The 24,941-nt window shown below is 61.0% G+C and carries 20 protein-coding genes and 3 pseudogenes; 12 read left to right on the forward strand and 11 right to left on the reverse strand.

Annotated features, from left to right (window positions below):
- Positions 1-102: 102 nt before the first annotated feature.
- The 3 genes from AYR47_RS17750 to AYR47_RS17760 form a co-directional block, all read right to left on the reverse strand.
- Entirely contained in the window at positions 103-2,052 is a 1,950-nt protein-coding gene (locus AYR47_RS17750; protein ID WP_033902057.1) for a DNA topoisomerase III, read from the reverse strand.
- Between the two features lie 183 nt (positions 2,053-2,235).
- A complete protein-coding gene (locus AYR47_RS17755; RefSeq protein ID WP_061436105.1) occupies positions 2,236-3,861 on the reverse strand; it encodes an MFS transporter in 1,626 nt (541 codons plus the stop codon).
- Positions 3,862-3,926: 65 nt separating this feature from the next.
- The gene (locus AYR47_RS17760) at positions 3,927-5,573 is read right to left on the reverse strand and encodes a GMC family oxidoreductase (RefSeq protein ID WP_061436106.1); all 1,647 of its coding nucleotides are present in this window, start codon (positions 5,571-5,573) and stop codon (positions 3,927-3,929) included.
- Positions 5,574-5,702: 129 nt separating this feature from the next.
- Between AYR47_RS17760 and AYR47_RS17765 the strand changes: the two genes are divergently transcribed.
- On the forward strand, positions 5,703-6,593 hold the full coding sequence (locus AYR47_RS17765) for a LysR family transcriptional regulator (protein ID WP_033902060.1): 891 nt from the start codon (positions 5,703-5,705) through the stop codon (positions 6,591-6,593).
- A gap of 24 nt (positions 6,594-6,617) precedes the next feature.
- Here the strand turns inward: AYR47_RS17765 and AYR47_RS17770 are convergent, their stop codons facing one another.
- The 4 genes from AYR47_RS17770 to AYR47_RS17785 all read right to left on the reverse strand — a co-directional run bounded on the left by AYR47_RS17770 (position 6,618) and on the right by AYR47_RS17785 (position 11,659).
- On the reverse strand, positions 6,618-8,477 hold the full coding sequence (locus tag AYR47_RS17770; protein WP_033902061.1) for a DUF3857 domain-containing transglutaminase family protein: 1,860 nt from the start codon (positions 8,475-8,477) through the stop codon (positions 6,618-6,620).
- 147 nt (positions 8,478-8,624) lie between these two features.
- Positions 8,625-9,725 (reverse strand): DNA alkylation repair protein, encoded by a 1,101-nt coding sequence (locus tag AYR47_RS17775; RefSeq protein ID WP_061436107.1) that lies wholly within the window; start codon positions 9,723-9,725, stop codon positions 8,625-8,627.
- 18 nt (positions 9,726-9,743) lie between these two features.
- Complete coding sequence (locus AYR47_RS17780; protein ID WP_061436109.1) at positions 9,744-11,090, reverse strand: glutamine synthetase family protein; 1,347 nt, start codon at positions 11,088-11,090, stop codon at positions 9,744-9,746.
- Between the two features lie 11 nt (positions 11,091-11,101).
- The gene (locus AYR47_RS17785) at positions 11,102-11,659 is read right to left on the reverse strand and encodes a helix-turn-helix domain-containing protein (protein ID WP_061436111.1); all 558 of its coding nucleotides are present in this window, start codon (positions 11,657-11,659) and stop codon (positions 11,102-11,104) included.
- A gap of 311 nt (positions 11,660-11,970) precedes the next feature.
- Between AYR47_RS17785 and AYR47_RS17790 the strand changes: the two genes are divergently transcribed.
- The 3 genes from AYR47_RS17790 to AYR47_RS17800 all read left to right on the forward strand — a co-directional run bounded on the left by AYR47_RS17790 (position 11,971) and on the right by AYR47_RS17800 (position 14,086).
- Positions 11,971-12,429 (forward strand): REP-associated tyrosine transposase, encoded by a 459-nt coding sequence (locus tag AYR47_RS17790; RefSeq protein ID WP_033902065.1) that lies wholly within the window; start codon positions 11,971-11,973, stop codon positions 12,427-12,429.
- A gap of 77 nt (positions 12,430-12,506) precedes the next feature.
- On the forward strand, positions 12,507-12,815 hold the full coding sequence (locus AYR47_RS17795) for an RcnB family protein (protein WP_033902066.1): 309 nt from the start codon (positions 12,507-12,509) through the stop codon (positions 12,813-12,815).
- A 77-nt stretch (positions 12,816-12,892) separates the two neighbouring features.
- On the forward strand, positions 12,893-14,086 hold the full coding sequence (locus AYR47_RS17800; protein ID WP_033902068.1) for an MFS transporter: 1,194 nt from the start codon (positions 12,893-12,895) through the stop codon (positions 14,084-14,086).
- On the opposite strand, the gene AYR47_RS17805 is transcribed toward AYR47_RS17800, so the two are convergent.
- Both AYR47_RS17805 and AYR47_RS17810 read right to left on the reverse strand, forming a co-directional pair.
- On the reverse strand, positions 14,049-14,321 hold the full coding sequence (locus AYR47_RS17805) for a DUF1652 domain-containing protein (RefSeq protein ID WP_033902071.1): 273 nt from the start codon (positions 14,319-14,321) through the stop codon (positions 14,049-14,051). The two genes, AYR47_RS17800 and AYR47_RS17805, sit on opposite strands and share 38 nt — an antisense overlap.
- 109 nt (positions 14,322-14,430) lie before the next feature.
- Positions 14,431-15,922 (reverse strand): annotated as a pseudogene (locus AYR47_RS17810) (PAS domain S-box protein).
- Positions 15,923-16,097: 175 nt separating this feature from the next.
- On the opposite strand from AYR47_RS17810, the gene AYR47_RS17815 reads away from it, so the two are divergent.
- The 8 genes and pseudogenes from AYR47_RS17815 to AYR47_RS17850 all read left to right on the forward strand — a co-directional run bounded on the left by AYR47_RS17815 (position 16,098) and on the right by AYR47_RS17850 (position 22,765).
- Positions 16,098-17,066, forward strand: a complete 969-nt coding sequence (locus AYR47_RS17815; protein WP_033902074.1) for a hypothetical protein — start codon at positions 16,098-16,100, stop codon at positions 17,064-17,066.
- Positions 17,067-17,151: 85 nt separating this feature from the next.
- The gene (locus AYR47_RS17820) at positions 17,152-17,955 is read left to right on the forward strand and encodes an AraC family transcriptional regulator (protein ID WP_033902075.1); all 804 of its coding nucleotides are present in this window, start codon (positions 17,152-17,154) and stop codon (positions 17,953-17,955) included.
- Positions 17,956-18,089: 134 nt separating this feature from the next.
- Positions 18,090-18,909: pseudogene (locus AYR47_RS17825) on the forward strand (ABC transporter ATP-binding protein).
- Positions 18,906-19,670 carry an ABC transporter permease gene (locus AYR47_RS17830; protein WP_016976714.1) on the forward strand — a complete coding sequence of 255 codons (765 nt, stop codon included), beginning with the start codon at positions 18,906-18,908 and terminating at the stop codon, positions 19,668-19,670. Before AYR47_RS17825 ends, AYR47_RS17830 begins: the two are co-directional and overlap by 4 nt.
- 24 nt (positions 19,671-19,694) lie before the next feature.
- Positions 19,695-20,735: an ABC transporter substrate-binding protein gene (locus AYR47_RS17835; RefSeq protein WP_061436113.1), complete on the forward strand. Its 1,041-nt coding sequence runs from the start codon at positions 19,695-19,697 to the stop codon at positions 20,733-20,735.
- A complete protein-coding gene (locus AYR47_RS17840; RefSeq protein ID WP_061436115.1) occupies positions 20,732-21,616 on the forward strand; it encodes a PhzF family phenazine biosynthesis protein in 885 nt (294 codons plus the stop codon). The genes AYR47_RS17835 and AYR47_RS17840 overlap by 4 nt, the downstream gene beginning before the upstream one ends.
- On the forward strand, positions 21,613-22,074 hold the full coding sequence (locus AYR47_RS17845; protein ID WP_033902080.1) for a RidA family protein: 462 nt from the start codon (positions 21,613-21,615) through the stop codon (positions 22,072-22,074). Before AYR47_RS17840 ends, AYR47_RS17845 begins: the two co-directional genes overlap by 4 nt.
- A gap of 70 nt (positions 22,075-22,144) precedes the next feature.
- The gene (locus tag AYR47_RS17850) at positions 22,145-22,765 is read left to right on the forward strand and encodes a transglycosylase SLT domain-containing protein (protein ID WP_061436117.1); all 621 of its coding nucleotides are present in this window, start codon (positions 22,145-22,147) and stop codon (positions 22,763-22,765) included.
- Between the two features lie 51 nt (positions 22,766-22,816).
- Here AYR47_RS17850 and AYR47_RS17855 read toward each other — a convergent pair.
- Together AYR47_RS17855 and AYR47_RS17860 are read right to left on the reverse strand one after the other, a co-directional pair.
- Positions 22,817-23,990, reverse strand: a pseudogene (locus AYR47_RS17855) (hypothetical protein).
- Positions 23,991-24,004: 14 nt separating this feature from the next.
- The gene (locus tag AYR47_RS17860) at positions 24,005-24,892 is read right to left on the reverse strand and encodes a nitrilase family protein (protein WP_061436119.1); all 888 of its coding nucleotides are present in this window, start codon (positions 24,890-24,892) and stop codon (positions 24,005-24,007) included.
- Positions 24,893-24,941: the final 49 nt, after the last annotated feature.

Raw genomic sequence — 24,941 nt, forward strand, 5'->3', positions numbered from 1 at the left:
GTCAGGCTCCCCTTACAGAATCCTAGACGGCCCGCGCGGGAGCAAGGTCCAAAGCGGCGCTAAACCCGTCGAAAAACGTCATTCGCCGGATTTTTTTGGGATTTACCCGGCATTTGTCGGCTTTTTCGCCCGCTTGGGGGCGGCTGTGGTTTTGCGTGGCGCGCTCTTGCGCTTCTTTTTCCATGGCGCGGCGCCGCGTCCTGCCGGGCTGGCGGGGCCGCTGATGGTCATGCGCAGGCCATTGCAACGCGCCACCTGCTTGCTCATCCAGGCCGCTTGTTTGGCGACGAATTCTTCCAGGCTCATTTCGCCGCTTTGCACCATGTCCAGCGCCTGCTCCCAGATCGCCGTGGTGCCAGGGTCCGCGATGGCGCGGGGCACGGCGTCGATCAGGCTGAACGCTGCCGGGGTGGCCGACAGCGCCTTGCCGTTCTTCACCAGGTAGCCACGGTCCAGCAGGCCCTGGATGATGCCGGCACGGGTGGCTTCGGTGCCGATGCCAGTGGTGTCCTTGAGCTTTTGCTTGAGCAGCGGGTCTTCCACAAGCTTGGCGACGTTTTTCATTGCTTTGATCAGGTCGCCTTCGGTAAAGGGCTTGGGCGGTTGGGTCCACAGGTCCTTGAGGTTGACCTTGGCCACGGCATAATCCTGGCCCTGCACCAATGCCGGCAACGCTTGCGGAGCCGGCGCTTCGCGGCCTTTTGCTGGCGCGAGGGCTTCGGGCAGGGCACGTTTCCAGCCCGGTTCGATGACCACTTTGCCCACTGCGCGCAACGCTTGGCCTGCGCACTCGAAGTCCGCCTGGGTGCGATCGTATTCGTGGTTGGGCAGGAACTGCGCCAGGTAGCGCGCACGAATCAACGTGTACACCGCACGGTGCTTGCCGGTGAGTTGCCCTACATCTTTGCCGGCGCCGGTCGGGATGATGCCGTGGTGGGCGCTGACCTTGGCGTCATTCCACGCCCGCGAGCGACGCTGCGGGTCGATATACGGCATCAGTTCATTCACCGCCGTATCAGCACGCCCCAACGCAGCAAGAATCTTCGGTGCGTCGCTGTGTTGGCTCATCGGCAGGTAGCCGCAATCGCTGCGCGGGTAGGTGATGACTTTGTGGGTTTCATACAGCGACTGGGCGATATCCAGGGTTTCCTGGGCGCCGAGGCCGAGCTTCTTGGAGCAGATTTCCTGCAGGGTGCCGAGGTCAAAGGGCAGGGGCGCCACTTCGCGCATGCGTTCGGTACGCAGCTTGACCAGCCGCGCGGTGGCGGCGTTGCGCATGGCGTCGGCGGCGTCTCGCGCCAGTTGCGGGTTGAGGCAGCGGCCCTGGTCATCACAGGCATCCTCGGCCGCGCGCCACTGGGCGGTGAAGGTCATGGCGTTGTGGCGCAGGTCGACATCGATGGCCCAGTACGCCACCGGTACAAAATCGGCAATGCTGCGGTCGCGGTCCACCACCAGGCGCAAGGTCGGCGTTTGCACCCGACCCACAGGCAATACGCCCTGATAACCGGATTGGCGCCCCAGCAAGGTAAACAGGCGACTCATGTTCATGCCGATCAGCCAGTCGGCGCGGGAACGGCCCAAGGCCGAGTGATACAGGCTGAAGGTCTCGGCGCCTGGCTTGAGGGCGGCCAGGGCCTTGCGGATGGAGGCGTCGTCCAGCGCCGACAGCCACAGCCGTTGGATCGGCCCACGATAGCGGCAATGCTCCACCAGCTCACGCGCGATCATCTCGCCTTCGCGGTCGGCGTCGGTGGCGATCACCAGTTCCTGGGCTTCCCCCAGCAAACGCTTGACCGCCTTGAATTGGCTGGCGGTCTTGGGCTTGACGCGCATCTTCCATTTTTCCGGGACGATGGGCAGGTCGGCCAGCACCCAGCGCTTGTACTTCTCGTCGTAGGCGTCAGGCGGGGCGGTTTCCAGCAGGTGGCCGATGCACCAGGTGACCGTGACGCCATTGCCCAGCCAGCAGCCATCGCCCCGGCGACTGGCACCGAGTACAGCCGCAATATCCTTGGCCTGGGAAGGTTTTTCACAGAGGTACAGCCGCATGCTCAGCCCGTTCGTTACACCGTTGAATGGGCTGAAGCATGGGCAAAAGAAGAGGTTTGATCAACCTTTATCTGGATGGATGTACAGCTATAAGTTTCAAGCTGCAAGCTGCAAGCTGCAAGCTGCAAGTTGCAAGTAAAAGCCGGTTAGCGTTTACTTGCAGCTATCCCCCTTAAAGCTGATTCAATTGTTATCAATATCCACATACCGCGTTTCTTTGAGGCAGAACAGCCCCACGATCAGGCTCACCCCTGTCACTACCACCGGATACCACAGGCCGTAGAAAATATCGCCGGTGTACACCACCAGGGCGAACGACACGGTCGGCAAGAACCCGCCAAACCAGCCGTTGCCGATGTGGTAGGGCAGGGACATCGAGGTGTAGCGGATGCGGGTCGGGAACAATTCGACCATCAACGCGGCGAGCGGGCCGTAGCACATCGCGGCGATCAGGATCAGCGCCACGATCAGCACCACCACCATGGTTTTGTTGACTTGGGCCACATCCGCCGAAGACGGATAACCGGCCAGGGTCACGGCGCCGCGCAGGGCTTTTTCGTCAAACCCGTCGATCCGCACGTCGCCCACGCTCACCTGCACCGGGCTGCCGGCCGGTGCGGCGGCGCTGCTGTAAGGCAGGCCCTGCTTGACCAGGAAGGTCTTGACCTTGTCGCACGGGCTGTCGAATTTGGCCTTGCCCACCGGGTCGAACTGGAAGGTACAGGTGGCCGGGTCGGCCAGCACGGTGATTGGGGCCTGGTTGCTGGCCTGGTCCATCGCCGGGTTGGTGTAGTGCGCCAGGCTCTTGAAGATCGGGAAGTACAGCGCGGTCGCCAGCAGCAGGCCGAGCATCAGCACTGGCTTGCGCCCGACCTTGTCCGACAGCCAGCCGAAGAAAATAAAGAACGGCGCGCCGATCACCACGCTGATGATCAACAGCATGTTGGCCAGGGCCGGGTCCATCTTCAGGAACTGGGTGAGGAAGAACAGCACATAGAACTGCGCCGCGTAGAAGGTCACCGCCTGGCCGCCGTTGATGCTGAACAGGGCGATCAGCACGATCTTGAGGTTTTCCCATTTGCCGAATGAATCGCGGATCGGCGACTTGCTGGCCTTGCCTTCCTCTTTCATTTTGAGGAACGCCGGCGACTCATGCAGGCTCATGCGTATCCAGGTGGAAATACCCAGCAGCACAATGGAGAACAGGAACGGAATACGCCAGCCCCACACTTCGAACTGGTCACCGGTGAAGTAACGGCAGGCCAACACCACCAGCAGTGACAGCAGCAGGCCGAGGGTCGCAGTGGATTGAATCCAACTGGTGTGGAAGCCACGTTTGCCGGCAGGCGCATGTTCCGCCACGTAGGTCGCCGCGCCGCCGTATTCACCGCCCAGCGCGAGACCTTGCAGCATGCGCAGCACGATCAGGATGATCGGCGCCGCAATGCCGATGCTCGCGTAGGTCGGCAACAGCCCGACACAGAAGGTCGCCACGCCCATCAAGATGATGGTGACGAGGAAGGTGTACTTGCGCCCGATCATGTCGCCCAGGCGGCCAAACACCAGCGCGCCGAACGGCCGCACCACAAAGCCGGCGGCAAAGGCCATCAAGGCAAAGATAAACGCCGTGGTGTCGTTGACCCCGGCAAAGAACTGCTTGCTGATCACCGCCGCCAGGGCGCCGTAGAGGAAGAAGTCATACCATTCGAACACCGTCCCTAGGGACGAGGCGAAGATGACCTTCTTTGAGTCGTTGCGGGTAACGGCGCTGTTGACCGCCGAGCCCAGGGGTTGAGCATGTTCTGACATCGGGTAGCCCTCACAGTGATTATTTATTGTTGTTCCACTGTCGGCGCCAGGTCTGGCGCCGCTATTCAGATTGCATGAACCAGTTCTTTCTCCGGGGCGAGACTCCTTGTATTCGGCGAAAGGATCAGCTGCGCGGCCTTTTCCGCGATCATCAGCGTCGGTGAACAGGTATTGCCGGACGTGATACGCGGCATGACCGACGCATCGGCAATGCGCAAGCCCGGCACGCCATGCACCCGCAGTTGCGCATCGACCACCGCGTCTTTATCGCTGCCCATGCGGCAGGTGCCGACCGGATGGAAGATGGTCGTACCGATGCGCGCGGCGGCTTCGTGCAATTCGTCCTCGGTTTGCAGCGAATCCCCCGGCAGATATTCCACCGGTTTGAACTGGCTGAGGGCGGGTGCGGCAACAATGCGGCGTGTCAGGCGGATCGCGTCGGCGGCCACCCGCAAGTCTTCCGGGTGGCTCAGGTAATTGGGGCGGATCAACGGTGCATCCGCCGGGTTGGCCGAGCGAATGTCGATTCGCCCCCGGCTTTGCGGGCGCAAGTCGCAGACCGATGCGGTAAACGCCGGGAAGGCGTGCAGCGGTTCGCCAAAGCGCTCAAGTGACAGTGGCTGCACATGGTATTCGAGGTTGGCCGAGGTCTGTTCCGGACCCGAGCGGGCAAATGCGCCGAGCTGGCTGGGCGCCATCGACAATGGGCCGCTGCGGTCATACAGGTAGCGCAGGCCCATGCCCATCTTGCCCCATAGCGTGCCGGCGATCTGGTTGAGGGTGCGCGCGTTTTCCAGTTTGTAGATCAGCCGCAGTTGCAGGTGGTCCTGCAAGTTGCCACCAACGCCCGGCAGTTCATGCAGTACGTCGATGCCCAAGGGTTTGAGCACACTGGACGGACCGATTCCCGAACGCTGCAAAATACCCGGTGAACCTACGGAGCCTGCGCACAGTACGATTTCCTTGCGTGCCTTCCAACTCATCTGCTGGCCCTGCTGGCGCCCGATTACCTGGGAGGCGCGGCCGTTCTCCAGCAGTACGCGGTCAACTTCCACTTCGGTCATCACCGTGAGGTTGGGGCGCTGGCGGACCGGCTTGAGAAACGCCTTGGCTGCATTCCAGCGCACGCCGGCCTTCTGGTTGACCTGGAAGTAGCCGCAGCCTTCGTTGTCGCCCTGGTTGAAGTCGTTGAGGGTGGCGATGCCGCTTTGCGCTGCCGCATCACGGAAGGCATCGAGGATCGGCCAGTGCAGGCGCTGCTGCTCGACGCGCCATTCGCCACCGTCGCTGTGGAACTCCGAGCCGCCGGCAAAATGGTTTTCGCTTTGCTTGAACAGGGGCAGCACGTCTTTCCAGGCCCAGCCTGCGTTGCCTTCTGCCGCCCAGCCGTCGTAATCCTGGGCCTGGCCGCGCATGTAGATCATGCCGTTGATGGACGAGCAGCCGCCCAGCACCTTGCCCCGAGGGTAACTCAACGCACGGCCTTGCAGGCCTTCCTGGGCTTCGGTCTTGAAACACCAGTCGGTGCGTGGGTTGCCGATGCAGAACAGGTAGCCGACGGGAATGTGGATCCAGGGGTAGTTGTCGCGGCCGCCGGCTTCAAGCAGCAGCACGCGGTGAGCGGGGTTGGCGGACAGTCGATTGGCCAGCAGGCAGCCCGCGGGGCCGGCGCCTACGACGATGTAATCGTATTCAGCAGTTGCAATGGGCATCTGAGGCCTCGCTTGTTTTTCTTATTGGCTCCATCCTAGTTGTTAGTTTTCGTCTTAAAAATGTTAGTTTTTACCCAGCTGCTGTGCGTTTTTAAACAGCGTGGTCGAGTTTCATGCAATGGAGGCGTCATGTTCGACTGGAATGACCTGCGGTACTTTCTGGAGCTGCAGCGCAGCGGCCGCCTGCTCACCGCCGCGCAACGCCTGAAAACCACCCACGCCACCGTCGCGCGGCACATCGAGGCGATCGAGAAAAGCCTCGGCACTGCTCTGTTCGTGCAGCACGCGCAGGGCTACGAGTTGACGCCCGCCGGCGAGGCCTTGCTCAAGCACGCCGAAGCCATGGAAAACGTCGCGCTGCTGGCTGAAGACGAACTGACCCACTCCGCCGCGCCCCTGGGCAAGATCCGCCTCGGCGTGGCCGAGGGATTGGGCGTGATGTTCCTGGCCAGTCGCATGGGCGGGCTATTTGATCGCTACCCCGGACTGGAAGTGGAACTGGTGGCGGTGCCGCGCTTTGTCAGCATCCTCAACCGCGAAGCGGAGATCAGCATCCACCTCGAACGCCCCAGCGTCGATCAACTGGTCACGCGCAAACTCACCGACTACCGCCTGGCCCTCTACGCCAGCCGTGCCTACCTGGAGCGCAACCCGCCGATTGAAAAACGCGAAGACCTCGCCACGCATGCATGGATCGATTACGTGGACGACTTGCTGTTCAGCCAGGAACTCAAATTCCTCAGCAGCTTCTGCCGCAACCCCAAGGTGGTGTTCCACAGCACCAGCGTGATCGCCCAGCACCAGGCGGCGCGCTCCGGGTTGGGGATTGCGGTGTTGCCGTGCTTTATGGCGTCGGGCGATCCGGACTTGGTGCCGTTGCTGCCAGGTGAGGGGATCCAGCGCAGCTACTGGATCAGTTCGCGCCGGGAGTTGCACAAATCGGTGCGGCTGCGGGTGTTGTGGGATTACGTGGTGGAGTTGTGTGCGCGGGAGCAGGGGTTGTTGTTGGGCGAGGCCTGATGCCAGGCCTGCCCAACAGAGGGGTTAGAGTTTCACCACCTGATGCACCTGCTCCGCGCAAGCCCGTGCATCCTCGATCATTTTCCCGAACGCCTTGCTGACAATCTCATCACGGCTCAACCAACGCACCTTCTGGCTCAGGCGATAGTGATAACGCAGCCCGCCATTCTTCTGCGAACCCTGCAGATCCAAGTCATACCACGGCGAACGCACCTGGCAACCCGGGATGGTTTTTTCCATCCGCCCTCCGCTCAGGGTGATGCTGTAGTCATGGGTTTGCGGGTTGCCCAGATCTAGCTCGGCCTGCTGCCCTTGGCGGCGGTAGTTGATAAAACCATCCCAACGACCCTTGAGCGATTCATCGCTATATACGTAGTCATTCGCCAGCTTTTCCAGCGCACGTTGATCATTCATTTTGGCCGTGACTGTATAGCCGTCATGCACCACAAAGCCGGTGGCCGGGCGGGTGATCTGGCAGTCGCTGATCTCGTTGCCGAAGTTGGCGCAGATGTCCTGGTCGGTGGCGGTGCTGCCTTGCTGGCGGTCGGCGACGCTCAGTTGCATCAGCGGCAGACGACTGAAGGTGATCGTGGCCTGGGTCGCTCCATCGCCTTGTTTGTCGTAGTGCACCTGTTTGTCCAGGCGCAGGGTGGTTTCGGGGCTTTCAAGCGGGATATGTTCCTCGCGCACCTGTCCCTGGGCGTCGTTGACCAGCACCCAGCGGTCCTGGATATCGGGCATGACCTGGCCGGGGGCGAACACCGGGTTGGTCGGGTCCAGCCACCACACCTGGCCGTCCACTTCGGCGCGCACGATGGCGTGGTTCGGCGCCTGGGTGCCTGGGATCAACAGTGACTCCACCACATCGCCACGGCTGACCCACGCAGTTTCAGCCTTGATGCCACTGGCCTTGAGCAAGGCGGTCAGCAGGATTGCCAGGTCCTTGCAGTCGCCGTAACCGTGCTGTTCGATTTCAGCGAGGTTGAAGGGCACATAGCCGCGCTCTGTCGCCCGCCAATCACCCAGGTAGCGGTAGTGATCGTTGATGTGCTGCATCAACGCGGCGACCTGTTCAGCCGGCGCCAAACCGCGTACGGCGACCACGGCAGCAGCACTTTGCGACGGCAGGTTGGCCCCGAGGATCTGGTTGTAGCGCTGCGCGAACGCCCCGAAGTACGCCTGGCGCTCCAGAGCACTGCCTACCTCGATACGCGGGATGCGCAGCAACGCGGCGTTAGAGGCTTCGTTGATGTAATTGAGGTAGGTCGGAGCCTTTTGCACCACGTCCAGGGTCTTGCCATTTTGCGACGGCGTTACGCTGAAACCCTCGAACAGTTCGCTGCGCCACTGTATCGGTCGCTCTGCGGTAAACCGCGCCTTGAATCGGTCGCGCCGCGCCGGGCTGGCGCCGAACTTGAGCACGTAGTGAAACTGGGTCATCAAGGGCTTGGCGGCGTGGTGCTCGCGTACGGTGTAGCGAATCTGCGTGCCGACGCGCAGGTTGGGGAAGGCCAGCGAGGTCTGTTTGTTGCGGCTGAAGCCCTGGTCCGGGTTGGGCGCGGTGCGGGTGTCGATCTGCGTCGCGTCCAGCGCCACCGGCTTGGCGCCGGGCTGGGTGGACTGTGCACTGATCACTTCAAAGGTGTCGCCTTCGGAATAATCGAAGTCGATGCGCGAAAGCATTTCGCGGCCGCTCGGCTTGAGAATCGTATAGCGATAGGTGGTGGTGCAGTCGGTACTGGCGTCGCGGTTGAAGTGGCAGTGCAGCTCGGTGTCGCTGGCCAGCGGTGCTTCGGCCAGGGGTTGCAGCGCGGCAAACACGCCAGGAGCAGCAAGCCCCAGGCTGATGGCGATCAGGGGGCGGTGAAACGAAAAACGGTACATGGGCGCCTCGGGTGACACATTGAAACAGCTACCCGACGGGTAGCGAGAAGGCGCTGGATGATAATGGCTCGCAACTGAGAAAGCCAGGATTGTTCGACAATTAATAGAGCTGAAAGGCCCGGTTTAGAGCCTTTTCTTTGATTTGTGTCAGTCGTTTCGCAGTTCGAAGGCGGCGCTGGCGAGCTTCTCGCCGTTGATCAGCACATGCACGACATGCTTGCCGGGGTAATGCTTACGCGTGGTCAACTCGCGGATATGCTGCTCACGCCGAATGCTGTGATGTTCACCCGCGCCGAGGATAAACGCCTTGAGCTTGAACACTTTCGCGGCACTGTGGCCGTCGCTTTTCACGTAGTCGATGGCGTAGTCCACCACCAGTTTCTGTGGCGCGGCAGAGGAGGATTCCAGGCTGAAGGACAGGTTGATGCGTTCGCCCAGGTTGATCACCGCCGGCGTCACCTTGAGGTCATGTATCTTCACTTCGGCCTTGGCGCCGGCGCCCATGATCGTCAGCGCACGGGTGTTGCCTTGCTTGATCAGGCTGCGCAAGGCATGGCGGGCGATCCACGCAGTGTGCGGGTTATCCAGGTTCCAGCCCTCGATCAGGTTGAGCACCCAGTCCGGGTGGTCCTTGGTGATGTCATTGAGGTGGTTGGCCACGGACTTGCGCACATAGAGGCTGCTGTCGGCCTTGAGGTTGTCGAGGATCGACGCGCACAGTTCGGGGTTGGCCTGCACCTGTGCCAGGCGGAATGACCAAGGCAGGCGCGGACGCGAACCTTCGCTGGCCAGGCGGCGCACGTGTTCGTTGTCATCCAGTGACCAGGTTTGCATCACCGCCAATGTGCGCTGGAAGTCGTGCTGCAAAAAGTGGCGGATGGCGAATTCGGCGGAGCCAAAGGTGGTGAAGTACTTGAGCGCGGCCATGGAGCGCTTGAAGTCATCCAGCCCGTAACTCGCCACGAAGTGCGGCAGGAACAGGCTGACAAACGCACTGTTCAGGCTCGGCGCCAAAGCATGGAGCAACTTGAGGGTCTGCGGATAATCCAGCGGGATCACGGCGTGCAGGCTCTCACTGACCCGTGCCATGCGCTGCATCACCGACAACTCGGCCAACCCGGCCTTGGCATGCTTGAGGAAGCCCTTGGCGTCGAACGCCGGGTACACCGCCGTCATCTCATTGGCGATGTGTTGCAGGCGTTCGACGTTGAAGATTTCCTTGAGGGCCGGGGCGCTTTGGTCGGTCATCGGTGATTCCAGTGGCGTTTAGAGAAACCAGCGGTATTCCCGCGCGTTGATCTCTTGTTGGAAGGCCAGGTGATCCTGGCGTTTGTTTTCGCAGTACACGTCGACAAATTCGGCGCCCAGCTTATCGCGCAATACCGCTTGATGCTGCATGGCGCGCACGGCGTCGAGCATGTCCAACGGGAAGTCGGTGCCGCTGCTGCGGTCCTCGTTCAGCGGGGCGATGGGTTCGCGCTTGGCTTCCAGGCCGTGCTCCAGGCCGACGAGGATCGCCGCCAGCACCAGGTACGGGTTGGCATCGGCACTGGCCAGGCGGTGCTCGATGCGCAGGTTGCGTGGGTCGGACTCGGGAATGCGCACGCACGCGTCACGGTCTTCAAAGCCCCAGCTGGCGCGGGTGGCGGCGTTGACCGTACCGCCCAGGCGGCGGAAGGCGTTGTGGTTCGGCGAGAAGATCGGCATGCAGTGGGGCAGCAACTCCAGGCAGCCGGCCACGGCATGCCGCAACGGTTGCTGCTGGTGCGCCGCCAGCAGGTTATTGCCCGCGCCGTCATACAGGCTGACATGCACATGCATGCCGCTACCAGGGTATTGCAGGTACGGCTTGGCCATGAAGCTGGCGCGGTAACCGTGCTTGAGCGCCACGCCACGGGTGCTGCGGCAGAACAGGGCGGCCCAGTCGGCGGCGCGCAGGCCGTCATCGAGGTGACCGAAGTTGATCTCGAACTGGCCGGGGCCGATCTCGGCAGTGATCACCGTGATATCGATGCCTTGGTCCTTGGCGGTGTGCGCCATGTCATCCAGCACTTCGCTGAAGCGTGACAGCCGTTCGATATGCAGGTTGGGCTGGTCGTCGGCGTCATCGCTCAGCGGGTCGCGGGCGAATTGCGGCAGGCCGTTGTCGAGTTTTTTGTCGAACAGGTAGAACTCCAATTCAAAAGCCACCACCGGGTGGATGCCCTTGTGGTGCAGGCGCTCCAGCACCTTGGCCAGCACTTCGCGGGGTTCGAATTCGATGGGCGCTTCGGTGCCGTCCGAGGTGATCAGCATCTGGCCCAGGGGTTGCGACTCCCAGCTCACTGGCTTGAGCGTGCCTGGCACCAGACGGCGGTTGGCATCCGGATCGCCGTCGTTGAAACAGTAGTCACCGATCTTGAACAGGCCACCCTGGGCCCCCAGCAACACTGCGTTTTGCGGCAGTTTCAACGGGCTGCCGGCGGCGACTTTTTCCAGCATCTCGATGGGGTATCGCTTGCCGTAGAAATGCCCGGGAATGTCCAGGGCGATCAGGTCGACGTAACGCACGTCGGGGTGGTTCTGGCGAAAGGTCCGGACTTCAGCCAGTAGGGAGGCAGGATGGCTTTTCACGGGTGTAGCTCCTAGTTGTAAACCCACAGCACGCGGGCGGGCAGGTCAGTCAGGTTGGCGTAGCGGCAATGGGCAAAGCTGGCCAAGTGGAAACTGTCGCCTGGGAGGAGGGTGACTGAATCGGCTTCACCTTCCACCCATAGCGTCAGCTCGCCTTCCAGCACAAAACCGGCCTGTTCGGCACGGTCGCTCATGGTTTGTTCACCGCTGTTGGCTCCGGGGGCCAACAGGCTGTCGAGCATTGAAAAGGCTCCGTTCATGCTCGGCGAGACGAGGATGTCGGTGATGCCATTGGCGTAATACACCGTGCGCCGCTCATTGGGGCGGGTAATCCAGTCCACGGCCTTGGGTTTGGGCTGGCTGTAGAAATAGGTGGTGGGTACATCGAGGGCGTGGCTGATAGCAGTAAGATCCGCCACGGTTGGGCGCGACAGGCCGCGCTCGACCTGGGACAGAAAACCCACGGATCGCTCGATTTCTTTAGCGAGCTGGGCCAGGGTGAGCTTCTTGTGCTTGCGCAGGTCGTGGATCAGCGCGGCGAGGGTGGCGAGTTCTTCTTGAGGTGTCATGAAATTTATTTCGATAAATTTCATGAAAAATTACAGGATTTATTTCACAGAGGCAATGGGGTATCAGCCGCGGCTGAATCCCCTGTGGCGAGGGAGCTTGCTCCCGCTGGGGCGCGAAGCGGCCCCAACTCAAACACCGCGTTCGTTCAGATAGGTCGCGCTGACGTTTTTTGGGGCTGCTGCGCAGCCCAGCGGGAGCAAGCTCCCTCGCCACAATGGGGGGGGAAATATGAGGAAATTGAACTGAGCAGAAAGATGGGCGGTGACTGCTAGCTTGAATTGATCTCTTATCCATTCACAGGAGCTGTGTGTTGCTTCAGAAGCCCAACTCTCATCTGTTGCGTCGTGGTCGCTATTCAGAAACAGGTCGTGCCTATTTGGTGACCGCTGTGGTTTACCAACGCCGGCCAGTATTTACCGACTTTTATCTGGGTCGGTTACTGGTGGCAGAACTCAAACAGGCCCATGACCTCGGCAGGGTTGAATCTCTCGCATGGGTCATCATGCCGGACCATTTCCATTGGCTGTTTGAGTTACGGGATGCATCGTTGCCCCAGGTTATGCAGAGGGTGAAATCCAGGAGTACGCTGGCGATCAATCGAGCCTGTGGCACACAGGGCGCTTTTTGGCAGAGCGGATACCATGACCGTGCAGCACGTGCCGAGGAAGACCTTATTCCCATCGCACGCTACATCATCGGTAACCCCTTGCGAGCGGGTTTGGTGGCGCGCATAGGCGACTACCCACTCTGGGACGCCGCCTGGTTATGAAGGCCACAGGTGGATTGAATGATCATGCGCGGCGGCGGTCCGAACTTGGGTAAGCATCATTCATTGAAGGAGCACCCATGAAGTCCAAATCCCTGATCGCCTCGCTGCTGGTCGCTACCAGCCTGTCCACCGCCAGCTTCATCGTGCAAGCCGGTGATACCCCTCAGGAAACCGTGCAACCTTCGAACATCAATACCCGTGACTTGAAAGAAGGCGACCGCGCGCCCGATATCTTGATGCGCAAGGAGTCGGCCGTCAGTGACTGGAAGAAACGCGGCCTCAAGCAGCCTGAAGAAGACAGCCAGTGGGCGCGGGTGGGCGATAGGTTTGTGCTGCTCAAGACAACCAACGGCACCATTCTTGAGATCACTCCCGTCAAGAAATGACCTTGTATTTCTGCCCTGTTCCTGAGTTAAGGTAGCCGGCTGAAAAGGTCGCGTTACCTTCAAGGAAAGAGAGCAGGATGCTTGCCACAATAAGAAACTACCCTCGCACCGTTAACCTGTTGCTGTCCGCCACGTTGCTGCTCACGCTGGCCAAAGCCATCACCTTTCCGTACCTGGTGATTTACCTCACCCGCCACTTTTCCCTCGATATCACCCAGGTCGGCCTGGTGATCGGCAGTTCGCTGATCGTTGGCTCGCTGCTCAGCGTGTATGGCGGTTTCCTGGTAGACCGCATCGACAGCTACCGGCTATTACTCGCCTTAAGCGTGCTGTTTGTGCTGGGTTTTATCGGCACGGTGCTGGCGCAGAACATCTGGGCGTTCTACAGCTGCCTGATCCTGATCAACCTGGCTTATGCGGTGATTGATATCGCCGTCAAAGCTGGCTTTGCCAGCCTGTTGCCCGAAGATGCACGTAGCGAAGTGTTTTCCATCAAGTACACCCTGACCAATATCGGGTATGCCGTAGGGCCTTTTTTCGGGGCGATGATTGCCAAATGGGATATCAGCCTGCCGTTTATTCTGTCGGCGCTTTTGGGGGTGGGGTTTTTCCTCCTGTACTGGCGCTGGGGCGATCGTGCCCTGACCACCGTGGATACCGCCCAAAAACCGGTGCCATTCCTGGCCGTCGGCCGAGTGCTTCTAAGCGATCATCGCCTGGTGTGCTTTACCCTCGGTGGTGTGCTCAGTGCCGTGGTGTTCGGCCAGTTCACCGCGTGGCTGTCGCAATACCTAGTGACCACCACCAGCGCTGAATACACCTACACCGTGGTCAGCGCCGTGCTGACCACCAACGCGGTGCTGGTGATTGCCTTGCAGTACGTGATCGGCCGGCGCATTTCGCACCGCTACCTGGGCCAGTGGCTTATCGCGGGGCTGGGCATGTTCATGCTGGGCATCGTCGGGTTCGCGCTGTCCACCAGTGTGTTGTGGTGGGTGCTGGCGATGGCGGTGTTCACGGTGGGGGAGATCATCGTGTTTCCGGCCGAGTACATGTTTATCGACCGGATCGCCCCGGACCACCTGCGCGGCATGTACTACGGGGCACAGAACCTGTCCAACCTGGGCGCCGCGTTGGGGCCGGTGTTGTGTGGGCTGGTATTGGCCAGCCTGCCGGCCCACTACATGTTCTACATGCTGGGGGCGTTCATCGTGGGGGGCGGGGTGTTCTACTTCATTGGGGCGTCGTTGAAGGCAAGTCATCCAGCGTGAGCTTGCCCATGGTGTTGCTCTGCAGTTCGTAGCGCAATTCTTCCACCATCTTTTCGACTTCTTGCGGGGTCTGCAGGCGGTTAGTGCTGATCCCGGTCACCACCAGATCCACACGGCCGGTTTGCGCGTCGTAGACCTTGAGGGTCAGGGACGCGTCCCGGCACAGGGTAAATTCACATGTCAGCGGCGACAGGCCTTCTTCGATGCAATTTCGCAGTTGAGAGAGGGTAAACATGCGGGTTCCTTCAGGACAAAATGTTCGACCCCTGAAGGGTATGGCTTGCTCCTCGCTGCAATAAGGCGAATTCGCACTAGGCGCACTAGTGCATTTGCACTTTTACGACCTACTTTTTAAGGCGCAATTCCCCGGCAAACAGCCCGCGTTCACGGGCCCAGACAATGGCCGCACTGCGGCTGTGCACCGCCAATTTCGAGTACACCGTGGCCACATGGTTACGCACGGTATTGGGCGCCAGTTTCAGGCGTGACGCGATCTCTTTGTCGGCCAGGCCTTCACAGATCAAGCCCAGCACATCGCGTTCACGGGCCGTGAGGTCGGTAAAGGCGATGTTCGGCTGGTTGGGGCTGTTGACGCTCTTGGCGTTGGCAAGTTTTTCGATCAGTGTCTGGCTGAACCAGGACGCGTCCTGCATCACTTCCTCGATGGCCGCCACCAACTCCAGCTCGGAGCGTTTGCGTTCGGTGATGTTCATCATCACCAGCAGGTAACACGGCACGTCCTCAATGATCACGGTGTCGGCGGACACCACGCAGTCGATCACCTCGTTGCCTTTCTTGCGCACCTTGAGGTCCTGGCCGTCGAGGTTGCCGGCTTTTTCTAGGGAGGCAAACAACTGCGCACCCGCCTGGGGGCTGTCGATAAAGTCGATGTCCTCGATGGACTTGCCGATCAACTCCTCACTGGTGTACCCCGTGATGCTCATGAAGGCTTCGTTGATATCCACCACCTGGCGGTTGCTGGCGCTGCACACCAGGGTCGGCACGGGCGTGAGACGGAAGGATTTGGCGAAGCGCTCCTCACTCTGGCGCAGGGCGATTTCTGCCTTGCGTCGCGGCTCCAGGTCCATGAACGAAAACAGCATGCAATCCTCTTCGTTCATGTCCAAGGGTTGGCCGGCAACGATCACCAGTTTGCTGCCTCCCTCAGGCAGGCGCAGTTCGGCCTGCATCTGCGGGATGGTCGCGCCTTCACCCAGGCGCTGGATGGCCAGGTCCTTGCGCTCGGCCTGTTCCAGCACGTCCAGCTCATACACGGATTTACCGATGACCTGGTCGCGGTTGTAACCGGTCATCTCCAGGAAACCCTGATTGACCTTGATGTAGCGCAAGTCACTCAGGCGACAGATCACCGCCGGCGCCGGGTTGGCGTTGAAGGTTTTTTCGAAGCGCTGTTCGGCGCTGGGCCCATTCGGTGGCGTCGCTGAGGATCAGTACCAGCAACTCAGGTTCACCCTTGGCGTCAGTAATCACTAGGCTGCGCAGGCGATGGACCCAGGTTTTCTCTTCATCGGCGGTGGGCGTGACTTCCACCACCACGTCGCTGAATTCATCGCCCGCGGCGGCTCGGGCCAGGGGGTAGTTTTCCAGCTGCACGGGGTGGTTGTTGCGGTAGCGCAAGGCGAAACGCTTGGCATATTCCTGGCCATCGGCGCCTAGCCCCATCACGTCGCCCACGCCATGCATGGTGAGGGCCGCTTCGTTGGCCCAGAGAATGGTTTGATCGATCTCGGCCAGAATCACACCGTCGGACAGCCCGGAGATGATCTGCTGCAGTTGGCGACGGTTGGTTTCTTTGGCTAGAACGTCCTGGGTCATAGGTTCTCCGGGGTTTTGGGCGCATGTGAAGTACGACACCCGCACATCAGGATAGTGCAGAGGCAATCCGCGATACGGGGTGCGAATGCACCAGATGGCCTGGTGCATTTGAGCGGGGACGGCAAGCAGCCGTCTCGCCAGACTGAAACGGTCAATCACTGTCAAAGGATCGAACATGACCACTGTCTATGAAACCAACCGTTCGCTGTTTCGCGTGTCCTGGAGTTCCGTGCTGGCCGGTAGTGCAATTGCCCTGGTGACCTACCTGGTGCTGAGTGTGCTGGGAACGGCCATCGGTGCCAGCGCTGTCGACCCGATGCAGGCCGGCAACCCGCTCAGCGGTTTCGGCACAGGCGCCGGGATCTGGCTGTTTGTCTCGACGTTGGTGGCAATCGGCGTGGGGGCCTTTGTGGCGGGGCGGACCGCGCCGGATCGTGGGGGCCTGCACGGCGTACTCACCTGGACCCTGACTACCTTGCTCACCACCTGGCTGTTGGCAGGGTTGGCTGCCAGTGTTGTCGGCACAGCCGGGAATGTGGTGGGCAAGGGCCTGTCGGCTGCTGGTAGCGGCATCGCGGCGGCAGCGCCGGGTATTGGCGACAGCGTCAAGCAGCAACTGAACGAGCAGGGCATCCAGCTGGATTGGAACAGCCTGCAAGGCGAGCTCGACACCTTGCTCAAGCAAAGCGGCAAGCCTGAGCTGGACCCGGCCAACGTCGAACAGAAAACCGATCAGGCCGCCGCCGATGGCAAACAGACCGCCACCGACGCGGCGACAAATCCGGCCCAGGCGGGCGATCAGTTGAAGCAGTGGTTCGAACGCGTCAAGGCGTCCGGTGAGCCTGCGTTGAATGCTGCGGATAAAGACGCGCTGGTCAACATCGTTGCTGCGCGTACGGGCAAGAGCAAAGAAGAAGCCACGCAGATCGTCGACAACTATGCCCAGGCTTACCAACAAGCCATGCAAAAGGTCGATGAACTGAAGCAGCAGGCCGAGCAGAAAGCCCGTGAAGCCGGCGAAGTGGCCGCCAAACAGCTCTCCCGCGCGGCGTGGGGCACCTTGGCGATGTTGCTGCTGGGCGCAGCGTTGAGCTTCCTGGTGGGGCGCATGGCCCTGACCACGCGTCGAGTGCCGTTGGCTTAACGGGGTTTGCAGCAAGGACGCTGCTTTTCGCTGGCACCAAACATGCTAGTGTCAGCACTCCAACACCCACCGGCAGTGCCTGGCGATGCGTGATATCTACAGCGTCTTCAACTCCAATGGCGCCTATGAAACCGGGGCCCATGCCCATGACGAGTTCATGCTGATGGTGCCCGAGCACGGCTTGCTGCGCTTCAAGGACGAAGACAGCGGGCGCACCACGTCGGTAATCGAACGCCAGTTCGTGCTGGTGCCGCCGCAGTGCAGCCATTCCTCATCGTCACTCACGGCCAGCCAGGGCCACCTGGCGTTCTATGTCGACCCCGACTACATGCGCTACGCCCTGCGTGACCTGTCCGGCGATGCCAACCGCTTGCTGCGCGTGCCCACCCTGGGCATCTGGCAAACCTCGGCGCCGCTGCACCATTTGCTGCTGGCGAAAAAGGCCTTCAGCCAACCCGACCCCTATGTCGATCGCCGTCGCCAACTGGCCCAGGCCGATCACTTGCTGCTGCTCGAATGCCTGGCGGTTTCCCTCAGCCAGCCGAGCCTGCAGCGCTCTTCCACCGAGCGCCACGGCGCCATGCTGGTGCGCGACGTGAAGGCTTATGTGGAAGGCAACCTTGAGCACGCGCCGGGGCTGGATGAGATTGCGGCGGTGTTCCATATGTCGCGTCGGCACCTGACCCGGCTGTTTGCGCTGCACACCGGCGAGACGGTGCTGGCTTACGTGCAACGGCTGCGCCTTGAACGGGCACAGACCCTGTTGCGGCACACGCGCATGTCGGTGCTGGAGATTGCCAATAACGTCGGTTATGAGTCGCCGTCGCACCTGGCCCATGTATTTCGGCGGGTGCTGGGCGTGTCGCCGGATGAGTGGCGGCGCGGTTAACCTCAGACCTCCTATTCCCCTTGTCCCAATCCCGCGCATGATCCGGCCCGATCCCGTGCGCCACAAATCTGTCATCCGTTCATCCTCTGCTCACCAACAACAAACAAGTCCGGCGTACCGGACGAGGAGGGGCGGTGAGCGCAAAACCCTTTATCCGTTTTTCAGGCGTGCAAAAAAGCTTCAAAGTCGAGGGCCGCCAGTTTGTGGCCGTACGCAATGTGTCGCTGGAGGTCCAGCGCGGCGAAATCATCACCCTGGTCGGCCCTTCGGGCTGTGGCAAGTCCACCTTGCTCAACATGACAGCCGGGCTGTTCGGCCCTACCGAGGGCGTGGTGCATTACGACGGTGCCGAGGTCAACGGCGTCAACACCCGGGTCGGCTACATGACCCAGGCCGATCACCTGCTGCCTTGGCGCACGGTGGCGGGCAACATCGCGGTGCCGCTGCAGATACGCCGCGTGCCCAAGGCCGAGATCGAGGCGCGGGTTGAGGAACTGATGGCGCTGGTCGGCCTCACCGGTTTCGGCGAGAGCTACCCCAACCAACTTTCCGGCGGCATGCGCAAACGCGCGGCCATGGCGCGCTTGATGGCCAGTGACCCGGAAACCCTGCTGATGGACGAACCCTTCGGCGCCCTCGACGCGCAGATGCGCCTGACCTTGCAGACCGAACTGCTGCGCCTGTGCCGCAAACTCAACAAGACCGTGCTGTTCGTCACCCATGACGTCGACGAGGCCATCGCCCTGGCCCGACCGCTGCGTGGTGTTCGCTGGCCGCCCCGGCACCATCGACCATGTGCTCGACATCCCGCTGACCGGTGAACGCAACCTGGTGCAACTGCGCTCCGATCCACGCTACCTGGAACTCTGCGCCGAACTGTGGAAACGCCTGGCGCCCGACGTTGCCGGCGCCGCAGACCCTTCTTCATTGGCTCACTCGCTGGAGGTCGTATGATCCAGGTTTATCGCTTGCTGTTCCTGGTGTTCCTGATGCTGTTGTGGGAAGGCGTGTCGCGCTGGTTTGGCGTGGAATTCTTCATCAGCCGCCCTTCGGCCGTGGCCCAGAGCCTGTGGAAAATCCTGCTCAATGGCGTGTTTTTCTACCATGCCGGCATCACCACCCTGGAGGCGGTGCTGGGCTTTTTCTTCGGCTCCCTCGCGGGTTTGATCGCAGGCCTTGTATTGGGCCGTGCCAAGTTGTTGGCTGACATCCTCGATCCGTTTTTGACCGCGTTCTACAGCCTGCCGAAAGTGGCGCTGGCGCCGCTGTTCATCCTCTGGTTCGGTATCGGTCTGCCGATGAAAGTCATCCTCACCGCCGCGGTGGTGTTCTTCCTGGTGTTCCTCAACACCTACAGCGGCGTGCGCAATGTGTCCCGCGAGCAACTGACCATCCTGCGCCTGATGGGCGCCAAGGAGCGTGACCTGTTGACCATGGTGGTGATCCCCTCGGCCTTCACCTGGGTGTTCACCGGCCTGCGCTTGTCGGTGCCCTATGCGCTGATCGGCGCGCTGGTGGGCGAAATCATCGCGGCCAACCGTGGCCTGGGCTATCTGCTGTCGGATGCGGCCTCGCAGTTCGACACCGCCGGCGTGTTTGCCGCACTGGTGGGGATCATTGCCCTGGCGCTGATCCTGAACACGGCGGTGAAGCTGGCAGAAAGCAAGCTGATGCCGTGGAAAGCCAATGAAGCAGAACGTGAAGTCGCGGTTTAACCCCCTCTGGTTTGGAGCTTGATCATGCTTAAGCGTCTTGTGATTACCGGTCTGTTGTGCGCTGCCTTCCTGCCCGCCGCCCAGGCCCAAGACCTCACCAAAGTCACCCTGGCGTTCCCCAGCGAAGGCTTCCTGTATGTGCCGATCTACGTCGCGCAGAAGCAGGGCTACTTCGCCGAAGAAGGCCTGAATGTTGAAATGATCGTGTTTCAAAAGGGCGGCTCGGCGGCGTTGACGGCCGTGCTCGGCCGCGATGCCGATGCCTACGTCGGCCTGCCTGCAGTGGCAGTGCGCGCGCGGTCCAAGGGCCAGAACGTGCAGGCGTTTGCCGCCGTGCAGACCCAATTCGGCAGCACCGTGGTGATCGATGGCGAGTCGGCGCGCAAGGCTGGGGTGTCGGCTTCGTCGCCCATTTCGGCACGTGCCCAAGCCCTCAAAGGCTTGAAGATCGGCGTGACCGGCCCCGGCAGCACCACCGATATGTTGGTGCGCTACCTGGCCAAGGACGCCGGCCTGAACCCGGACAAGGACTTCACCATCATGCCCATCGGCGGCGCGCCGAACATGCTGGCGGCGTTTTCCCAGGGCAGCATCAACGGCTTCTCGCTGTCGCCGCCCACCGTCACCACGGCGGCGCAGCAGGGCGGGTTTGTGCTGATGGACCTGGCCAAGGGCGAATACAAACCCTTGGACGGCTTCCTGTTCACCGCGATGATCGCCCGCGAGGACTGGTTGAGCAGCAACAAGGCAACCGCCGAGAAACTGGTGCGCGCAATCTGGAAAGCCGAACACCTGATCGCCAGCGAACCGGACAAGGCCCGCGAGTCGGTGCGCCCGTACTTCGCCCACACCGATGCAGCGATTTTTGATGCCGCCTGGACGGCTTCGTTGCCGTCCTACCCGGCCACGCCACGGATCGAAAAAGACGGTGTCGAGAAGAACATCAGCTTCATGAACGCCGTCGAGAATGATCCGGTGACGCTCGACCCGCAGCAGGTCTACACCAACACCATCGTCGACGCCGTGGCGCCGACTGTTTCCACCCTCAAGGGAGAGGCGAAATGACGCCCGAGGTTCATCTGGTCAATGTATTTCCCGCCACCGCGCGTGGCGGCAACCCGGCGCCCACCGTGGCGCTGGCCGACGGCATGAGTGATGCCGATATGCAGCAAGTCGCCCGGGACTACGGGCATGAGTGCGGCTTTGTGTTTGCCGCACCGGCCGGCAGCGATTTCGATTTTGCCCTGCGTTTCTGGGTGCCCAACCATGAGATGGAAATGTGCGGCCATGCCACCGTCGGCGCCATTTGGCTGCTGGATCAATTGGGCATGCTGCACAAGGAGCGCCTGGCACTGTGGACGTTGAGCGGGCGGGTTGATGCCCAGATCGCCAATGCGGGCACTGCGCAGATCCAAGTGGAAATCAGCCAACCCAAGGGGCACGTTGAAACCTTGAGCGATCCGCAGGTTGAGGCCGAGATTCTATCGGTGCTGGGCATTACCTCCAACGAACTGGCGCCGTTGCCGATCCAGAACGCCCGCACCAGCCGCGTCAAAACGCTGGTTGCGCTCAAAAGCGTGGCCGTGCTGGATAGCCTCAAGCCGGACTTCCGCCGCATGGAGCAACTGTGTGAGCGCATCGGCTCTACCGGGTTGTATCCCTACGCGCCGTCGGACCTTGAAGGTCGTCAGTTTGATGCGCGGCAATTCCCCAAATCCTCGGGTTACCCGGAAGACGCCGCCACCGGTATCGCGGCGGCAGCATTGTCTTTTGGCCTGCTGGAAAACGGCTTGGTGACTGCTGACGATCGTCCGGTATACATCCGCCAAGGCCGCGCGATGGGGCGGCCTTCGCAGATTTCGCTGCGCTTTCGTCATGATGCGGCAGGGCAGGTGCAGGGGTGCTGGTTGGGTGGGCATGTGGAATTTGTCGAGGAGCCCGCATGAGTATTCGCGAACGTATCGTCGCCTTGGGCTTGCAACTGCCCGAGGCGCCAGGCCCCAAGGGTGACTATGTGCCGGTGACGATTCATGCGGGTGTGGCCTATGTGAGTGGGCAAGTGTGCCGACTGGGCGATGGCGTGATCAGCGGGCCGGTGACGGACCAGACCTCGCCCGCGCGGGTGACACAAGCTGGTCAAACCTGTGCGCTGCGTGCCTTGAGCGTGTTGGATCAGGCGGTGGGGTTGGAGAACGTCGAGCGCATTTTGTTTGTGCGTGGCTTTGTGTATGGCGGCGAGGGTTTCCAGAGCTATTCCAAAGTGGTCGACGGCGCTTCCCAGGTGCTGATTGATGTGTTCGGTGAGCAGGGCCGGCATGCGCGGTCGGCGGTGGGCGTGGCGGGGTTGCCCAGCGGCGGCATGCTGGAATTGGAAGTCACCGCCGTTATCAAAACGACGGGATGACAGATCGGCACTCACCTCAATGAGCGCGTAAAATGCCGGTCTTTTTACGCGTATCTCGCAAAGGTGCCCCTTGAGCGCAGGCAAAGCCGTCGGACTGTTACTACTCACTTCCCTGTTGGCGGCGTGCGGCACCTCGCCGCCACGCACGCCCAATGACCTCTGCGGCATCTTCCGCGAAAAGGACGACTGGTACGACGCCGCCAAAGTCACGCAAAAACGCTGGGGGGTGCCGATCCAGGTGCCGTTCGCCATCATGTATCAGGAGTCCGGCTTCCACCAGGACGCCCTGGCCCCGCGCAAATACCTGCTGTGGATCATCCCCTGGGGCCGCGTCTCCACTGCCGCCGGCTACGCCCAGGCCAAGGACGAAGTGTGGAACGACTACCGCAAGAGCACCGGCCGCAGCGGCGCCAGCCGCCAGGACTTCGACGACGCCATCGACTTTGTCGGTTGGTACATGGACAAGACCTACACCGTCAACGGCGTCTACAAATACGACGCCTACGGCCAGTACCTGAACTACCACGAAGGCTGGGGCGGCTACCGCCAACGCACCTACGCCGCCAAGGCCTGGCTGCCGCCGGTGGCGAGCAAGGTGCAGGCGCGTTCACAGCTGTATGCGGCGCAGTATGCGCGGTGCAAGGATGATTTGGGGCGTGGGTTTTGGAGTCGGTTTTGGCATTGGCTGTAAGGGGGAAAAGCTGTTCCCACGCTGCATGAAGAATACAGCGTGGGGCAAGGGCTACATCTCGATCAACCAACCCACCAAAGGCACTATCATCAACGTACTCAACGCCATTGAGGTGACATTGCCAATGTACGGGTGAAAATGTGCGGGCAAGCGGCCCGCAATGTCACAGGCCAGTGGCGGCGCGATGAGAGCTCCGAGCAGTGCACTTGAACCGATGACTGCCCAACTACCACCATGGGTCAATACAGCTGCCGGCACTACAGAGACCAGTGGAACGTAGGTCGGAAACCATCCTCGTTTTATCCACTGTTTTCGCCAGATCACGACGCCCAGAGCCGATGTTAGCGCCTGGGCGGCGAGCAGCTGCAAGACCAGGCCTGATCCATACGCCGGGCTGATGGGATTCAGTGCATAGGCCACCAACACACCTGCCAGCAACCCGAGACTTGCGAGTTCGTTTCCGAAAAATGGCGCTTCGGAGAAATCCGCCAACACCCGACGCAGGCTCCAGACAATGCCGTAAGTGGGCGGTTTCGCGGGTGCCAGCTTGGCGGGGGCTATGTAATCAGAACTCACCAACGATGGCACTCGACGACACAGTGTAAATGCAATGACACTGCCGATCGCCATGCCCACCACATTGCCGACCACCACTGGAAGACCCAGTGGAACGCACACGAAGTTCACGATCAGCAGGCAAATGGGGGTCACCAGCAATGCGCCCATCACTGCACCGTTTACGGCAACTTTCCAGCCGCCGCCGAACATCAGCACCATGGCTGCTGGTAACGAGACGAATGCCGCAAACGTTGGTTGCCAAGTCTGTGCGGTGACGCTCCAGCCCCACAGTAGATTACTAAGCATTAGCCCCAGCAGTGAACTGGTCACCAACCAAGGCCATAGTCCTGTTCCGTAGGAAATAGAAAATCCTTGCCAGGCTTTACCGTGTTTGCTCGCCCACCATGCCAGGTAGGCGCCGCCCAACAAACCGAGCGATGCCAGTTCGTGCTTGTAGAAGGCTACTTCACTGATATCCCCGACTATCCACCGTAGCCAGGCAACAGGATGGGGCAGGGCCTGCGACCATCTCGGCGTAGCCCGGCCAGGACCATTGGTTGCTGAGCGCCACCCACAGCACCAGTAGCACACTGGCTAACCCCAGTATCAGGACGGTGAGATCTGCCCTGGACCGGTTGGACCTCGTTTCGGTAATGAGTGTTTTCATAGCGCACCCTCCGATCAGCGTGGAAGGGCAGGGTGTTGGGAGTAACCGAGCATTTGATCGTAGAGATCATTGCGTCGATCACGCTGCAGGTCATTGAGGCTGTTCCAGATCGGAGCACTGCGGGCGCTGGTGATATCAATGTCGGCGAACAGGATTTCCTGGCGATTGGCTGAGGCTACCGCGCCAATCGGCCAGCCGTTGGTTCCGGCAATCAGCGAGCATCCGAGGTAACGCGCTTCCCGCTCTTCGCCAATGCGGCTGGCGGCAGCGATAAACACGTTATTGACGTGGGCGGCGGTCATCGTCAGGTACGACGCCATGCATTTGCCTGCCTCATCGAACAGCGGCGGTGGAGTCCACACCCAATTGTTCAAGCTGCAAATAATATCGGCGCCCTCCTGGCTGAGGATACGTGGCACCTCCGGGAACCAGATATCCCAACAAATCAGCAGGCCAATACGGCCTATCGGTGTTTCAAATACTGGAAAACCGGTATCACCAGGCGTGAACCAGAGCTTTTCCAGGTTCCATAGGTGCGCCTTGCGGTATTTGCCGATAAACCCATCGGGGCCTAGCAGCACAGCCGTATTGAACAACTGCATACCGTCTATCTCACACAGGCCTGCCACCAGGTACACCTGGTGCCTGCAGGCAAAATCTATCCACGCCTGCACACTTTCGCCGCCTGGAACCCGTTCGGCATGATCAAAGGCGTCCTGGCGACTGCTGAAGAAATACCCGCAATTGGTAAGCTCGGGCAGTACGATCAGGTTCGCTCCACCGTTTGCCGCTTCTGTCGCTAGTGCAAGACTTTGACCTAGATTGTTGGCTCGGTTGTTCACGCCAACCTGAGGGTCCAGTTGGATGACTGCTACGCGTGCGGGGCTTGCTGGTTCGCTCATTGTGGTGACCTCTTATTGTTATACAACCGTGATTCGGCTGGGCGTTTAT

Origin of the sequence: Pseudomonas azotoformans, from assembly GCF_001579805.1 — a bacterium.
GTDB lineage: Bacteria > Pseudomonadota > Gammaproteobacteria > Pseudomonadales > Pseudomonadaceae > Aquipseudomonas > Aquipseudomonas azotoformans_A.

Excerpts from the sequence above, each read along its gene's own strand:
- AYR47_RS17770 (WP_033902061.1), bottom strand. The coding sequence starts at position 8,477 with ATGTACCGTTTTTCGTTTCACCGCCCCCTGATCGCCATCAGCCTGGGG.
- AYR47_RS17760 (WP_061436106.1), bottom strand. The coding sequence starts at position 5,573 with ATGCCCATTGCAACTGCTGAATACGATTACATCGTCGTAGGCGCCGGC.
- AYR47_RS17840 (WP_061436115.1), top strand. The coding sequence starts at position 20,732 with ATGACGCCCGAGGTTCATCTGGTCAATGTATTTCCCGCCACCGCGCGT.
- AYR47_RS17815 (WP_033902074.1), top strand. The coding sequence starts at position 16,098 with ATGACCACTGTCTATGAAACCAACCGTTCGCTGTTTCGCGTGTCCTGG.
- AYR47_RS17800 (WP_033902068.1), top strand. The coding sequence starts at position 12,893 with ATGCTTGCCACAATAAGAAACTACCCTCGCACCGTTAACCTGTTGCTG.
- AYR47_RS17830 (WP_016976714.1), top strand. The coding sequence starts at position 18,906 with ATGATCCAGGTTTATCGCTTGCTGTTCCTGGTGTTCCTGATGCTGTTG.
- AYR47_RS17765 (WP_033902060.1), top strand. The coding sequence starts at position 5,703 with ATGTTCGACTGGAATGACCTGCGGTACTTTCTGGAGCTGCAGCGCAGC.
- AYR47_RS17755 (WP_061436105.1), bottom strand. The coding sequence starts at position 3,861 with ATGTCAGAACATGCTCAACCCCTGGGCTCGGCGGTCAACAGCGCCGTT.
- AYR47_RS17845 (WP_033902080.1), top strand. The coding sequence starts at position 21,613 with ATGAGTATTCGCGAACGTATCGTCGCCTTGGGCTTGCAACTGCCCGAG.
- AYR47_RS17795 (WP_033902066.1), top strand. The coding sequence starts at position 12,507 with ATGAAGTCCAAATCCCTGATCGCCTCGCTGCTGGTCGCTACCAGCCTG.
- AYR47_RS17860 (WP_061436119.1), bottom strand. The coding sequence starts at position 24,892 with ATGAGCGAACCAGCAAGCCCCGCACGCGTAGCAGTCATCCAACTGGAC.
- AYR47_RS17750 (WP_033902057.1), bottom strand. The coding sequence starts at position 2,052 with ATGCGGCTGTACCTCTGTGAAAAACCTTCCCAGGCCAAGGATATTGCG.
- AYR47_RS17835 (WP_061436113.1), top strand. The coding sequence starts at position 19,695 with ATGCTTAAGCGTCTTGTGATTACCGGTCTGTTGTGCGCTGCCTTCCTG.
- AYR47_RS17785 (WP_061436111.1), bottom strand. The coding sequence starts at position 11,659 with ATGACACCTCAAGAAGAACTCGCCACCCTCGCCGCGCTGATCCACGAC.
- AYR47_RS17820 (WP_033902075.1), top strand. The coding sequence starts at position 17,152 with ATGCGTGATATCTACAGCGTCTTCAACTCCAATGGCGCCTATGAAACC.
- AYR47_RS17805 (WP_033902071.1), bottom strand. The coding sequence starts at position 14,321 with ATGTTTACCCTCTCTCAACTGCGAAATTGCATCGAAGAAGGCCTGTCG.
- AYR47_RS17775 (WP_061436107.1), bottom strand. The coding sequence starts at position 9,725 with ATGACCGACCAAAGCGCCCCGGCCCTCAAGGAAATCTTCAACGTCGAA.